A 14516-nucleotide genomic window follows, 5' to 3' on the forward strand; every position below is an offset into this window, starting at 1 on the left:
CCATGCCACCCAATGCCCGCAGGATCAAGCAGATCACGATAGGACGCGCCATGACAGCCCTCGCCGCCCCCTTCCCCGCCGCCCGTTTCCGCCGCGCGCGCAAATCGCCCGCAATCCGGGCGCTGATGCAGGAAAACGAAGTGTCGGTGAACGATCTGATCTGGCCGGTCTTCCTGACCGAGGGTGAGAATATCCGCGAACCGATCCCGTCGATGCCGGGCGTCGTGCGCCATTCGATCGACCAGGTGGTCGAGGCCGCGAAAGAAGCCGCCGATCTGGGCATCCCCTGCATCTGCCTCTTTCCCTACACGCCCATGGAGAAGCGCACCAAGGACTGCGCCGAGGCCTGGAACCCCGAAAACCTGACCAACCGCGCCATCCGCGCGATCAAGGCCGTGCGGCCCGACCTGGCGATCATGACCGACGTCGCGCTGGACCCCTACAACATCGACGGGCACGACGGGTTTGTCGTGGACGGAGAGATCCTGAACGACGAAACCGTCGAGGCACTGGTGAAACAGACGCTGAGCCAAGCCGAGGCCGGGGCGGACATCATCGGACCGTCGGACATGATGGACGGCCGCATCGCCGCGATGCGTACCGCGCTTGAGGCGGGGGGCCACACCAACGTCATGATCCTCAGCTATGCTGCGAAGTATGCCAGCGCCTTCTACGGTCCCTTCCGCGATGCGGTCGGCGCGACCGGTGCGCTGAAAGGCGACAAGAAGACCTACCAGATGAACGCGGGCAATTCGGACGAGGCGCTGCGCCTTGTCACCCGCGACATCACCGAAGGTGCCGACTGGGTGATGGTGAAGCCCGGGATGCCTTACCTCGACATCTGCACCCGGGTGAAACGAGAGCTGCAGGTGCCGACCTTCGCCTACCAGGTGTCGGGCGAATACGCGATGATCACCGGCGCGGCGCAGAACGGCTGGATCGACGGCGACCGCGCGATGGCGGAAAGCCTGCTGTGCTTCAAACGCGCGGGCTGCGACGGCATCCTGACCTATTTCGCCCCGGCCATGGCCCGCGCCCTGGGGCACTGACGTGTCGGGATTTCTGTCGCGCCTGTTTCGGCGTGGCCTGGGAACCCCGGCGACGGATCTCCCCGAGCTACCGGGGAATGTCACGGAAGACGAATTCTACGACATGACCTTCGCCATCACGGCGCAGTCGGTCACAAACGGGCTATTGCATCTGTCGTGCCGCGCGCAGGCCAACGGGCTTGCGGTCGGTTTCGACATGACCCTGCCGCAGCAGATCGACGGCGGGCTGAGCTTTAACGCAGACGGCACGCCGACCATGGCAAAGGCTCGCCTGTCCGCGCCGGTGACCTTTCTGCCTGCGGGCCCGGCCACCACGGCGCTCACGGCGACACTGTCGGCCCGCACCGGACACATCGCGCAGGATCTGTCGATCTACTACGATGCCCCGGCGACCCTGCCCGAGCAGTTGGAGGTCCATGCCCTCCACCTTGAAGAAGGCCCCGTGGACCTGATGCAGCAAAGCACCCGGATCAAGCTGTTCTTCGAACTCGGTCCCGCCCCCGAAGGTGAAGGGGAAGAAGACCCCGAGATCGAACAGCTGTATGCAGAGCTGTTCCTGATACCCGACCTTCCAAGAGGTCGGCTGGCCCTGCACGACAAGGACTATGCCTACCGGCCCGTTCTGATCGACATATTCACCGCCGCTTGGGGCTGAGGCGGGCGGCAGCACGCCAATCGCCATGGGTGATAGTGACAATACCCGCAGCACGCGCTAGACTTCGCGCAGATCCGGAGAACCGGACAGATCGAGCAACGGCGCGACCGCGCCCCCAGACAGGCAGAAGCTATGTTGAAACTCACCCGTCGCGCCGTGGCGCTGACAGCCCTCGCGTCCCTTGGCCTGACCGCCGCCTGTGGCAATGGCATCGGCAACATGAACGGCCAGAAGATCGATGCCCGCGCCGATGCGACGCTTGGCCATCTCTTTGATCGTTATCCCGAATCCCGCGAAGTTGCCGCGAAATCCGTCGCAACCCTGATCATGCCCGTGATCACCGAGGCCGGCTTTGGCTTTGGCGGATCCTATGGCCAGGGTGCGCTGCGGATCGATGGCGTCACGGTCGATTACTATTCCGCCGCCTCGGCCAACCTGGGCCTGCAGATCGGCGCGCAGCAGTACGCGCACGTGCTGTTCTTCATGACGCAGGACGCGCTTGAACGATTCCGCCGAACCGATGGCTGGGCCATGGGCGCCGATGTGGAATACGCCTTCTCGAACGACGGCGCGAACATCCGCACCGACTCCTATTCCGGCCTGTCGCCGATCGTCGCCTATGTCTTCGCCCAGGCGGGTGCGCGTCTTGGCGCCACTCTCGAAGGCGTCAAGTACAGCCGCATCATCCCCTGATCCGCATTCAGGAACGATCCTGCGGGGGCCACGTGCCCCCGCCTGCACACCCGGATTTTCCCCTGCAACTTCAGGGGTGGACCTTCCCGGCAACTGACGAAACACTCCGCCCGACATGAATGGGAGGAACACGATGTCCAGTCAGGCGGGAAAACCCGGAGAAACCGGCGCGGATGCGCTTTGCGACACGCTTCTGGCAAATGGCGTCGACGTCTGCTTTGCCAATCCGGGCACGTCCGAGATGCACTTTGTCGCCGCGCTGGACCGCAAGCAGCAGATGCGCTGCGTCCTGGGGCTGTTCGAAGGTGTCGTGACCGGGGCCGCCGATGGCTATGCGCGCATGGCCGAAAAGCCCGCGGCGACCCTGCTGCACACCGGCCCCGGCCTGGCGAACGCCCTGGCCAACATGCACAATGCCCGCCGCGCCAACACGCCAATGGTCAACGTCGTCGGCGATCACGCAAGCTATCACCTGCCCTATGACGCGCCGCTGACCTCGGATATCGAAAGCCTGGCCCGGCCGATGTCTGGCCACGTCCGCCGCATCGGCTCGGCCGCGGACGTCAGCGCGGCGACGGCCGAATCCATCGCCGCCGCATCCCGTGCGCCGGGACTTGTGTCCACCCTGATCCTGCCCGCCGATCACGCATGGGAAGCCGCACCGCAGGTCCCGCCCGTCAAGGCGGACCTGCGCGCCCCCACGGCAGCGGATCCGACAAGGATAACTGCAGCCGCCAAGGCCCTGAAGAACGGCAAGAAAACGGTCGTTCTGATTTCGGGCACAGGGCTCCGCGCCCAGGCTTTGGAAAGCGCCCAGGCCATCGCCGATACCACCGGCGCCACGATCATGGCCCAACAGTCCAACGGCCGGATCGAACGCGGGGCGGGCCGGGTCCAGATCAACCGGGTTCCCTATCCGGTCGACCAGGCGATCGAGGCCTTGAAGGGCTTTGAACAGATCATTCTGGTTGGCGCAAAGTTCCCCGTGGTCTTCTTCGGCTATCCCGGCAAACCTTCGTCGCCCGTGCCCGCCGATTGCGTATCACTGACCCTGGCCGATCCGTCGGACGACCTGCCCGCCGCGCTTGAGGTCCTGGCCGGAGAACTGGGTGCCTCGGCCCCCAAGATCACCGCGGCCCCCGCCATCCCCGACCTCATGTCGGGCGCGCTGAGCCCCGAAAGCATTGCCGTCACTCTTGGTCACGGGCTGCCCGAGAACGCGATCATCTGCGATGAATCGGTCACCTCCGGGCGGGATTTCTTCCGCTTCACCTTTGACGCCGCGCCCCATGACTGGCTGCAGGTCACCGGTGGCGCCATCGGCGGGGGCATGCCGCTCGCGGTTGGTGCCGCGCTGGCCTGTCCGGATCGGAAAGTCGTGAACCTTCAGGCAGATGGCAGCGCGATGTACACCAATCAGGCGCTCTGGACGATGGCGCGTGAAAACCTGGATGTCTGCGTGGTGATCTTCTCGAACCGGAAGTACCAGATCCTTCTGGGCGAGCTGAAGGGCGTCGGCGCAGGCGAGCCGGGCAAGAACGCCAGCCGCATGCTGAACCTCGACGAGCCCGCGCTGGATTGGGTCAAGATCGCCGAGGGCATGGGCGTCGAAGCCGCGCGCGCCGACACCGCAGAAGGGTTCACGCAGCTTTTCGACCGGGCGACGAAAACCAAGGGCCCCTTCCTGATCGAGGCGCTGATCTGACCGGTCGCGCATAGCAAAGGCGGCACGGACGGACGTGCAGGAAAACGTGGTCTTCCCTGTCGCCTTTTCACCGGGCCATGCGTTAGAAAGGGTGGTCGCCCGCCCGACTTTGGAAGGCTTGGCGGACGACCGACGTCGCAAGGACGTCCTGACCGTTGCAGCGGTCAGGGCACGACGATCAACCGGTTACTCGTGAACGCCCGACCCTAAGGGGCGGGATCGGGTTCGGCGATGTGCCTTCGCCATCTTCTAAATGTAATACACATTCCAAATTTGCCAGACGTTGTTTCGTGATTTTGCAGCCTCTGCCCGGCGTAAAAGTATAGGCCCCTGAAATTCAACCAGTTTAACCGGATTACGTTTTGTTTACAGGATGTAACGAAAAGAGGGGCCTCCGAAGAGGCCCCTTTAGTCTTGGGATCAGGCTCAGTCGTAGTACCGCCCGAAAATTTCTGCCTGCGGCCTGATCCCGGCAAGCGCGGCAAACGAACCAGTCGCCGCGCTATTCCGTCTTAGCTACACCCCGACGTCGCGCCGCAGGTGTTGCACTTCATGCAGGTGCCGTTGCGCACCAGCGTGTAGTTTCCGCAGTCGCCACAGGCTTCGCCTTCATAGCCCTGCATCTTGGCCTTGGTCCGCGCGTCCATGGACACGGTGCCCGTGGCAATCGCGGTCGAGGTTTCGATCTTCACCGCCGCAGGCGCCGTTTCCGGAACGAGCGTTTTGAGCGCGGTCACCGGGTCTGTACCGGTCATCATACCACCTTGCAGAACGACCAGTTCGGAAGGAAGACGCTTGCGCAGATACCCGGTCGAAGAGATTTGCTTAAGCACTTCCAGGGACTTGGAAGCCGCAGTTTCACTAAGCTCTTCGACGTTGGAAATCCCTTCCTGCGCCGATCCCTGACCGATGCTGTCAAAGGTCTCGCCCGTCGGTTTGACGTGCGCCAGGTCGGTACGGTCAAGGTAGGACACGGCCAGTTCGCGGAAGATGTAATCCAGAATGGACGTGGCGTTCTTGATCGAGTCGTTGCCCTGCACCATGCCGGCCGGTTCGAACTTGGTGAAGGTGAAGGCGTCGACGAATTCCTCAAGCGGCACGCCGTACTGAAGACCCACGGACACGGCGATGGCGAAGTTGTTCATCATCGCGCGGAAGCCTGCGCCTTCCTTGTGCATGTCGATGAAGATCTCACCGAGCGACCCGTCCTGATATTCACCGGTCCGCAGATAGACCTTGTGGCCACCGACCATCGCCTTCTGGGTATAGCCCTTCCGACGCTCGGGAAGCTTCTCGCGACCGGCGCGGGCAACCTCCTTGATGACGATCTTCTCGACGATCTTCTCGGCCAGCACAGCTGCCTTTTCGTGGGTCGAGCCGCTTTCCAGCACCTCCATCGCCTCGTCGTCGTCTTCCACCAGGGCGGAGGCCAGCGGCTGCGACAGCTTGGAGCCGTCACGGTACAGTGCGTTCGCCTTGATCCCGAGGGACCAGCTGAGCTCGTACGCCTTCTGGCAGTCTTCGATGGTGGCGTCGTTCGGCATGTTGATCGTCTTCGAGATCGCGCCGGAGATGAACGACTGGGCCGCGGCCATCATGGTGATGTGGCTGTCGGTCGACAGGAAGCGCTTGCCCTTTTTGCCACAGGGGTTGGCGCAGTCGAAGACGACCAGGTGCGCGGGATCCAGATGCGGCGCGCCCTCAAGGGTCATGGTGCCGCAGACGTGGTCATTGGCGGCCTCGATTTCCTTGCGGGTATAGCCGAGGTGTCGCAGCAGGTCGAAGCTGGGATCGTTCAGCTTTTCAGCCGGGATACCAAGCGTCTTCGAGCAGAACTCCTCGCCCAGGGTCCACTGGTTGAAGACGAAGCGGATGTCGAAGGCCGAAGCCAGCGAGGCGTCGATCTTGTCCAGTTCGCGCTGGCCAAACCCATGGCCGATCAGCGAGGTGTGGTTGATCCCCGGCGCATTGCCGATGGACCCATGACCAACCGCGTAAGAGATGATCTCTTCGATCTGCGCGGACCCGTAGCCCAGCTTTTCCAGCGCCGCAGGCACCGACCGATTGATGATCTTGAAGTACCCGCCACCGGCGAGCTTCTTGAACTTCACCAGCGCGAAGTCGGGCTCGATCCCGGTGGTGTCGCAATCCATGACCAGACCGATCGTTCCGGTCGGAGCGATCACCGAGGTCTGGGCGTTGCGATAGCCGTGCTCTTCACCAAGGCGCAGCGCCTCGTCCCAAGCCGTCTTGGCCAGCGCGACCAGCTTCTGATCGGGGACATTCGCATGATCCAGCGCAACCGGCTTGATCGGCAGGTCTTCGTAGGTGCCGCTGGCATAGGCCGCCGCGCGGTGGTTGCGGATGACCCGCAGCATGTGCTTGGCGTTGCGCTCGTAGCCCGGGAAGGCGCCCAGCTCACCGGCCATCTCTGCGCTTGTCGCATAGGCCACGCCGGTCATGATCGCGGTCAGGGCACCGGTCAGCGCCCGGCCCTCGTCGCTGTCATAGCCCAGCCCCATGTTCATCAGCAGGCCGCCGATGTTGGCATAGCCCAGGCCAAGGGTGCGGAAATCGTAGGACAGCTGCGCGATTTCCTTGGACGGGAACTGCGCCATGGTGACCGAGATTTCCAGCGTCATGGTCCACAGACGCGTGGCGTGGATGTAGTCTTCGGCCTGGAATTCTCCGTCCTTCAGGAAGGTCAGCAGGTTCATGGACGCCAGGTTGCACGCCGTGTCGTCGAGGAACATGTATTCCGAGCACGGGTTGGACCCGCGGATCGCGCCGTCTTCGGGGCAGGTGTGCCAGGCGTTGACGGTGTCGTGGTACTGGATGCCCGGATCGGCACAGGCCCAGGCGGCGTGGCCGATGGTTTCCCACAGGTCACGCGCCTTGATGGTCTTGGCGACAGACCCGTCGGTGCGGCGGATCAGTTCCCAGTCACCGTCATTTTCGACAGCCTTCAGGAAGGCGTCGGTGACGCGGACGGAGTTGTTGGAGTTCTGGCCCGATACGGAGGCGTATGCTTCGCTGTCCCAGTCGGTGTCGTATGTCGGAAACTCGATCGAGGCATAGCCCTGCTTGGCATAGTCGAGCACGCGCTTGATGTAGGTTTCCGGGATCGCCGATTTCTTGGCTTCGCGGACGGCCGTCTTCAGGGCGTCGTTTTCGTTCGGATCATAGGCGCCCGCCTCGGATCCGTCGAAGGACCGGATCGCCTTGAAGATGGCGTTCAGGCACTTCTCGTGCATCTTCGAACCGGCGACGATGGAGGCAACCTTCTGCTCTTCCTTCACCTTCCAGTTGATGTATTCTTCGATATCCGGGTGATCGGCGTCGACGATCACCATCTTCGCTGCTCGACGGGTCGTGCCGCCCGACTTGATGGCGCCCGCCGCGCGGTCGCCGATCTTGAGAAAGCCCATCAGGCCCGAGGACTTGCCGCCACCCGACAGCTTTTCGCCTTCTGCCCGCAGGGACGAGAAGTTGGTGCCGGTGCCCGAGCCGTACTTGAACAGACGTGCTTCGCGAACCCAGAGGTCCATGATGCCGCCCTCGCCCACCAGGTCGTCACCGACCGACTGGATGAAGCAGGCATGCGGCTGCGGATGTTCGTAGGCCGATTTGGACTTGGTCAGCTTGCCGGTCTGGAAATCGACGTAGTAGTGGCCCTGGCTGGGGCCGTCGATGCCGTAGGCCCAGTGCAGGCCGGTGTTGAACCACTGGGGCGAGTTCGGCGCTGCGCGCTGCGTGGCGAGCATGTACCGCATCTCGTCGTAATATGCCGAGGCGTCCTCTTCTGTCGAGAAATAGCCGCCCTTCCAGCCCCAGTAGGCCCAGGCGCCAGCCAGACGGTCGAAGACCTGGCGGGCGGAGGTTTCACCGCCAATCTCAGCATCACCGTCGGCGACAGAGCGCCATAGGAATTCAGGAACGTTCTTTTCTTTGACCTTCTTCAGCGCAGACGGCACGCCGGCCTTGCGGAAGTATTTCTGCGCGATCACGTCGCTTGCGACCTGGCTCCAGCTGGCGGGGACTTCGCAGTCATCCAGCTTGAACACGATGGACCCGTCAGGATTGCGGATTTCGGAGGAGGTCTTGACGAACTCGACTCCGGCATAGGCGTCCTGGCCAGCCTTGGTAAACTTGCGCTCGATCTTCATTTGAAACAGCCCCTGATCGTTTCTTGCATCACGCAGTGCCCCGAACGGGGCGTGGTTCGTGCCGGAAGACCACAGCAAGGGAGTGCCAGTCGAAAGCCGAAGCCTTCGCCGTGCGCCAAATTGAATGGCTTGGATTGTCTCTGTCCCTTGCCGAAGACCCGCATCTATATCTGGTGGGTGATCCTTCCGGCCTCCACAATCTGCGGTAAGTGAAGCCACATCGTCAACGCGTTTTTAAGACTAAATTCGCTTGACCCGGTTGTGCACAGAATCGCACAGCCGTCCTGCCCCCAAGACCCGCTATCAAGCGATTGGTTTTCGGCGAATTTCCGCGAATTGCTAGAAAATCACCCACAGCGCGGCGCGTCTAACCCCGCGTTAACCAACCGGGCATTTCACGGCTTGAGTGCACGGAGAACACAGAATCGCCCGCCAAACGGACACAACATTTAGGCACCCTGAGCGTGACTGATCTACAAGTGGTATACCCGGACAGCGCGGGTAGCCCCGCATACCAGATCTGGTGACGCCGCGATGATCCACCCCGCAGCGGCAGCACGTGCCGGGCATCCCGAGTGTTGATGTCGATAAAGATGGTCGGGGCGGCGAGATTCGAACTCACGACCCCCTGTACCCAAAACAGGTGCGCTACCAGACTGCGCTACGCCCCGGACCGTGGGTGGTCCTTACCCTGCGCGGCGCGCGAAGGAAAGGCTATTCGCAGGGCCAGGCGGCGTCTTCTCCGATCGCGGGGTGGCGCAGTTGCGTGCCTGCCGCGATCCCCATGGACGCCGCAAGGCCGCCGTTGATCTCAAGCACGTATTGAATGCCCGATCCGCCGGGCAAGGCGGTTTCATCATGGGGAATGGCATTATGGGCAATCCGGCGCACGGTGCCGGTCTTGTCCATGTAGATGATGTCGAGGGGGATTCGCGTGTTCTTCATCCAGAAGGCCACGGCAACCTGCGGTCTTGGATAGACGAACAGCATCCCGGCACCCGACGACATGCTGTCACGATACATCAGCCCCTGGGCCCGTTCCTGACCATCGTCGGCCACCTCGACCCGGAATCGCGCCTCGCCCCAGTCGCCGCGCAGCTGAACCTGGTCCATGCGGCAGACCTCGGCCAGGGCGGGCCCAGCCAGCACTGTCGCAAGGATCATGAACGCGACGACAAGACGCGCCCGTATCCCGGCCCTCAGGCTTCCCGATTCACCGCGACTTCCCATGTGCTCACCTCCGACGCCATGCGCCCGCGGCGACCGTCGATCACGCGCATCGCGACCGCTTCGCCCGGCTGGAGATCGGACAGGCCCGAGGCGCGCAGCACCTCGATATGGATGAACACGTCTTCGCTGCGACCGAAGACGTTGGCAAATCCGAATCCCTTGTCCTTGTTGAACCATTTGACGCGCGCGGGTTCCAGCGGCATCGCGCGGATCTCATCCGGCGTGAGCGACTTGAAATCTTCCAGTCCCGGCGCCTCTTCGGTGGCAACCGTTTCGATGGCCAGAACTTCAGTCGCCTGCACGCCCCGTTGCGTCTCTTGCACGGAAATGACGATACGGGCGCCATCCGCGACAGAACTCTGCCCGAAATTGCGCAACACATTTGCATGAAGCAGAATGTCAGGACCGCCTTCATCCGCTACCACGAATCCGAAGCCCCGCCCCGGATCGAACCACTTAACAACGCCTTCCATCCTGCGGGTACTTATATCTAGAGAAGTCACTTATTCGCCCCGCGTGAACATTGGTCCTACTTATCTTGTCAACAAACCAAGCGCACCCCACCAAACGTATAGAAAACAACAAGTTTCTGGATACCTAACAGTTAACCCTGATTTGAGATCAAGGATTAAGTCGTGTCACATCCCAGGCTTCGCTGACGCTTTTACGCGACCACCGAAACCTGTCGTGCAACCGAAACGCACCATCGGCCCAGAACTCCACCTCGACTGGGGTGATCCTGAAGCCCCCCCAAAACGGAGGGCGCTGCGGATCCGGGCCTTGCCGGGCGGTTACCTTTGCAACCTCTGCCATCAACGTTGTACGCGACGCAAGTGGTTGCGATTGCTGAGATGCCCAGGCCCCCAACCTGGACTTGAGTGATCGCGACCGGTAGTAGGTGTCGGCCTGAGGTCCTTCCTCACGCTCGACATGGCCGCGTACCCTGATCTGACGTCTAAGTGACTTCCAATGCAAGACAAAAGCGGCTTTGTGCCCGGTTTCGATCTCTTGCGCCTTCACGCTGTTGTAATTCGTGTAGAAGACGAAGGCCTGCGGCTCGATCTCTTTCAACAGGACCATCCGGCAGTTCGGCATGCCGTCGGCGTCGACCGTCGACAGCGCGATGGCATTGGGGTCGTTCGGCTCGGTGCCCGTCGCCTCCTCCAGCCAGTCACGGGCAATCTGAAAGGGGTCGTCCCCTGCGAAAATACCGCTGCGGTCGGTCATGTCTTACCTCTGTTTCTGCATCATCGTACCCTGAGACCGGGCCGTGACGGACTTGATGCGCCGTTAGGGATCGCCTAAAGGAACCTGAGGGAAATCAATGGGCGGGATTGGCAAAATGTCAAATCAGCTGCTGGCAGGCAAGCGCGGCATCATCATGGGTGTCGCCAACGACAAATCCATCGCTTGGGGAATCGCAAAGGCCTGTGCCGACGCCGGTGCCGAACTTGCGTTCTCGTACATGGGCGACCAGTTCCGCAAACGCGTGGTTCCGCTGGCCGAACAACTGGGCGTCGAGGTCCTGATCGACTGCGACGTGGGCGACGAGGCCTCGATCGACGCGGCCTTTTCCGAGCTTGAGGAAAAGTGGGGCAAGCTGGACTTCATCGTCCATGCCATCGGCTTTTCCGACAAGTCCGAACTGCGCGGCCGCTATATCGACACCACCCGCGGCAACTTTGCCATGACCATGGACATCTCGGTCTATTCCTTCACGGCCGTCGCACAGCGCGCCGAGAAGCTGATGACCGATGGCGGATCGATGCTGACGCTGACCTACTATGGTGCCGAACAGGTCATGCCGCATTACAACGTCATGGGTGTGGCCAAGGCTGCACTTGAAGCGTCGGTCAAATACATGGCCGAGGATCTGGGCAAGGACAACATCCGCGTCAACGCGATCTCGGCCGGTCCGATCAAGACGCTGGCGGCCAGCGGGATCGGTGATTTCCGCTATATCCTGAAATGGAACGAATACAATTCGCCCCTGCGCCGCAACGTGACGATCGACGACGTTGGCAAGTCGGCGCTCTACCTGCTGTCCGACCTCGGCTCGGGTGTGACGGGTGAAAACCTGCATGTCGACGCGGGCTATCACGTGGTCGGCATGAAGGCCGTCGACGCCCCCGATATCGAAAAAGGCTGACCCGTGACGGCGGGCGCCTTCCTGTCCATCGCGGTGATCCACCTCCTGGCGGCCATGTCGCCGGGCCCGTCCTTCGTGGTCTGCATCCGCATGGCGATCACCCGGGGCTTCCGCACCGCCGTGGCCCTGGCCGTGGGCTTCGGGCTGGGCGCGGTTCTGTGGGCCACGGCCGCGCTGGCCGGCCTTGCCCTGCTGTTCGAAATCGTCCCGTCGCTGTTCCTTGCGTTGAAGCTGATCGGCGGCGCCTTCCTGATCTGGATCGGCTACATGATGTGGCGCCACGCCCGCGACCCGATCGAGATGGGACCGGACAGCATGACCGCGCTGACGCCGCTGCGCGCCCTGCGCTACGGTTTCCTGACCTTCGCGTCGAACCCCAAGCCGGCTGTCTTCTTCGGCGCGGTCTTCGTCGGCCTCGTTCCGGCCGATGCCTCGCTGCTGACGCTCGCCGCGCTGATCGGCGTCATCTTCCTGAACGAAACCCTGTGGTATATCCTTGTGGCACGGCTCTTCTCGCTGTCGCACCCGCGCGCGCTCTACCTGCGCGCCAAGGCCTGGATCGACCGCAGCTTCGGCACGCTCATGACCGCCTTCGGTCTGAAAATCGCACTGGGCTGACAGGGCCCGTCAGATCACCTGAGAAAGGATTTGCCATGTCAGACCTTCTGCCCCACGAAAAAGGCTTTCACGTCAGTTGGGACCAGATCCACCGCGACAGCCGCGCGCTGGCCTGGCGGCTGGACAAGCACGGCCCCGGCCAGAACGGCGCCTGGAAAGCCGTCGTCGCCATCACCCGCGGCGGCATGGCGCCCGCGATGATCGTCGCGCGCGAGCTGGACATTCGCATGGTCGACACGATTTCCGTGCGCAGCTACCACCACCAGTCTCAGGGCGAGGCCGAGGTGCTGAACAAGCCCGACGACGCGATGATGGGCGACGGCACCGGCATCCTGGTGGTCGACGATCTGGTCGACAGCGGCAAGACGCTGGAACTGGTGCGCAAGATGTATCCGAACGCGCATTTCGCCACCGTCTATGCCAAGCCCAAGGGCCGCGCGCAGGTCGATACCTTCATCACCGAGGTGTCTCAGGACACGTGGATCTTCTTCCCCTGGGACATGGCGATGCAGTACGTCAAACCGTATCGCGGCGAAGATTGATTGCGGGAACGGCGGGGTAAATCCCGCCGTACACGCGCCGTAGGGCGGGGTTCACCCCGCCGCCACGTCTCCGGCCGCAAACTTACCGCGACTTGAAAAGCCCGCCCAGGATCCCGCGCACGATCCGCCGTCCGGTGGTGCCGCCAAGTTCCTTGATGACGGCCTTCCCGAACGCTTCGCCCAGGCTGTCGGGCGCGCGGCGCGATGACCGGGACGAGGTCTTTTTGACACCCGTCGGCGAATAGCGCCGGGCATTCCGGAACTCCCGTTCCTCTTCCTTCTCACGCGCGGCGCGCGCCGCCTCTTCCGCCTCGGCCTTTTCGGCCTCTTCCGCCTCGCGCGCGGCCTCGGCCGCCCGGCGGGTCAGGATCTCGTAGGCGCTTTCCCGGTCGACGAGGGTTTCGTATTTTCCGGCAATGGGCGAGCCATCGATCACCGCCTTGCGCACGCCGGGATCGATGGGACCCAGCTTTGAGGACGGCGGACGGATCAGCGTCCGCTCGACGATCCCCGGCACGCCCTTGGGCTGCAGGAACGAAGTCACCGCCTCGCCCACACCGACCTCGCGGATGGCATCTTCCGTGTTGAAACGCGGGTTCTCACGATAGGTTTCGGCCGCCTGACGCAACTCCTTCCGGTCCTTCGCCGTGAAAGCCCGAAGCGCGTGCTGCACGCGGTTGCCCAGCTGGCCAAGGATATCTTCCGGCACGTCCGCCGGGTTCTGCGTGATGAAATAGACGCCGACGCCCTTGGACCGGATCAGCCGCGCCACCTGTTCCACCTTGTCGACCAGCGCCTTGGGGGCGTCATCGAAAAGCAGATGCGCCTCATCAAAGAAGAAGACCAGCTTAGGCTTGTCGGGATCGCCGACCTCGGGCAGTTCCTCGAACAGCTCGGACAGCAGCCACAACAGGAAGGTCGCGTAAAGCCGGGGCGAGGACATCAGCGTGTCCGCGGCCAGGATCGAGATCATGCCCCGCCCGTCCACATCCGTGCGCATCATGTCCGACAGTTCCAGCGCCGGTTCGCCGAAAAGCTTCGCGCCACCCTGGTTTTCCAGCACCAGAAGCCGACGCTGGATCGCCCCGACCGACGCCGCCGAGACATTGCCGTACCGCAGCCCCAGCTCTGGGGCCTGTTCGCCGACATGCACCAGCAGCGCCTGCAGATCCTTGAGGTCCAGCAGCGCCATGCCCTCTTCGTCGGCGACCCGGAAGGCGATGTTCAGAACGCCCTCCTGCGCCTCGCTCAACTCCAGCAGGCGCGAGATCAGAAGCGGCCCCATCTCGGTGACGGTGGTGCGGATCGGGTGGCCCTGTTCGCCGAACAGATCCCAGAACAACACCGGGAACTTCTGGTAGGCAAAGTCGTCGAACCCCATGGTCTCGACCCGCTCCATGAAGGCGCCGTGCAGCTTGAAGCTTTCGCTGCCCGCATCCGCGAGGCCCGACAGGTCGCCCTTCACATCCGACAGGAAGACGGGCACGCCGGCGGCCGAAAACCCTTCGGCCATGATCTGCAAGGTGACGGATTTCCCGGTCCCCGTGGCCCCGGCGACCAACCCGTGACGGTTGGCGTATTTAAGCGCAAGCCCCTGCTTTTCCGCATAACCTTCGCCACCGCCGCCGATGAACACATGCCCGTCCATGCCCGCCTCCGTCACCCGAAAAATGTCATCAGACCTGACCATACATTCTTAACTTTTGTGT

Annotated in this window: 12 protein-coding genes and 1 tRNA gene; 7 read left to right on the forward strand and 6 right to left on the reverse strand. The window is 62.8% G+C overall.

Annotated features, from left to right (window positions below; genetic code table 11):
- Positions 1-50 precede the first annotated feature (50 nt).
- The 4 genes from hemB to E4S58_RS07595 all read left to right on the forward strand — a co-directional run bounded on the left by hemB (position 51) and on the right by E4S58_RS07595 (position 4102).
- A complete protein-coding gene (hemB, locus tag E4S58_RS07580; RefSeq protein ID WP_136635707.1) occupies positions 51-1049 on the forward strand; it encodes a porphobilinogen synthase in 999 nt (332 codons plus the stop codon).
- A 1-nt stretch (position 1050) separates the two neighbouring features.
- A complete protein-coding gene (locus tag E4S58_RS07585; RefSeq protein ID WP_169052621.1) occupies positions 1051-1704 on the forward strand; it encodes a hypothetical protein in 654 nt (217 codons plus the stop codon).
- Between the two features lie 132 nt (positions 1705-1836).
- Positions 1837-2397: a lipid-binding SYLF domain-containing protein gene (locus tag E4S58_RS07590; protein WP_136635709.1), complete on the forward strand. Its 561-nt coding sequence runs from the start codon at positions 1837-1839 to the stop codon at positions 2395-2397.
- 133 nt (positions 2398-2530) lie between these two features.
- Positions 2531-4102 carry an acetolactate synthase large subunit gene (locus tag E4S58_RS07595; protein ID WP_136635710.1) on the forward strand — a complete coding sequence of 524 codons (1572 nt, stop codon included), beginning with the start codon at positions 2531-2533 and terminating at the stop codon, positions 4100-4102.
- Between the two features lie 512 nt (positions 4103-4614).
- Here E4S58_RS07595 and E4S58_RS07600 read toward each other — a convergent pair.
- The 5 genes from E4S58_RS07600 to pdxH all read right to left on the reverse strand — a co-directional run bounded on the left by E4S58_RS07600 (position 4615) and on the right by pdxH (position 10725).
- On the reverse strand, positions 4615-8268 hold the full coding sequence (locus E4S58_RS07600) for a vitamin B12-dependent ribonucleotide reductase (RefSeq protein WP_136635711.1): 3654 nt from the start codon (positions 8266-8268) through the stop codon (positions 4615-4617).
- 594 nt (positions 8269-8862) lie between these two features.
- Positions 8863-8939, reverse strand: a tRNA-Pro gene (locus tag E4S58_RS07605).
- Positions 8940-8982: 43 nt separating this feature from the next.
- Positions 8983-9432: a DUF192 domain-containing protein gene (locus E4S58_RS07610; RefSeq protein WP_136635712.1), complete on the reverse strand. Its 450-nt coding sequence runs from the start codon at positions 9430-9432 to the stop codon at positions 8983-8985.
- A gap of 35 nt (positions 9433-9467) precedes the next feature.
- Positions 9468-9971 (reverse strand): cold-shock protein, encoded by a 504-nt coding sequence (locus tag E4S58_RS07615; RefSeq protein ID WP_136635713.1) that lies wholly within the window; start codon positions 9969-9971, stop codon positions 9468-9470.
- A gap of 148 nt (positions 9972-10119) precedes the next feature.
- Complete coding sequence (gene pdxH / locus E4S58_RS07620) at positions 10120-10725, reverse strand: pyridoxamine 5'-phosphate oxidase (protein WP_136635714.1); 606 nt, start codon at positions 10723-10725, stop codon at positions 10120-10122.
- Positions 10726-10840: 115 nt separating this feature from the next.
- On the opposite strand from pdxH, the gene fabI reads away from it, so the two are divergent.
- Genes fabI through gpt form a run of 3 tightly spaced genes read left to right on the forward strand, consistent with a single transcriptional unit; the run spans position 10841 to position 12807 of the window.
- Entirely contained in the window at positions 10841-11647 is an 807-nt protein-coding gene (gene fabI, locus E4S58_RS07625) for an enoyl-ACP reductase FabI (RefSeq protein WP_136635715.1), read from the forward strand.
- Positions 11648-11650: 3 nt separating this feature from the next.
- Entirely contained in the window at positions 11651-12265 is a 615-nt protein-coding gene (locus E4S58_RS07630) for a LysE family translocator (protein WP_136635716.1), read from the forward strand.
- Positions 12266-12300: 35 nt separating this feature from the next.
- Positions 12301-12807: a xanthine phosphoribosyltransferase gene (gene gpt / locus E4S58_RS07635; RefSeq protein ID WP_136635717.1), complete on the forward strand. Its 507-nt coding sequence runs from the start codon at positions 12301-12303 to the stop codon at positions 12805-12807.
- Between the two features lie 82 nt (positions 12808-12889).
- Here gpt and E4S58_RS07640 read toward each other — a convergent pair whose 3' ends face one another.
- A complete protein-coding gene (locus tag E4S58_RS07640; protein ID WP_136635718.1) occupies positions 12890-14455 on the reverse strand; it encodes a helicase HerA-like domain-containing protein in 1566 nt (521 codons plus the stop codon).
- Between the last annotated feature and the right edge of the window lie 61 nt (positions 14456-14516).

The sequence above is a fragment of the Pseudooceanicola onchidii genome, from assembly GCF_004959925.1.
Taxonomy (GTDB): Bacteria; Pseudomonadota; Alphaproteobacteria; order Rhodobacterales; family Rhodobacteraceae; genus Pseudooceanicola; species Pseudooceanicola onchidii.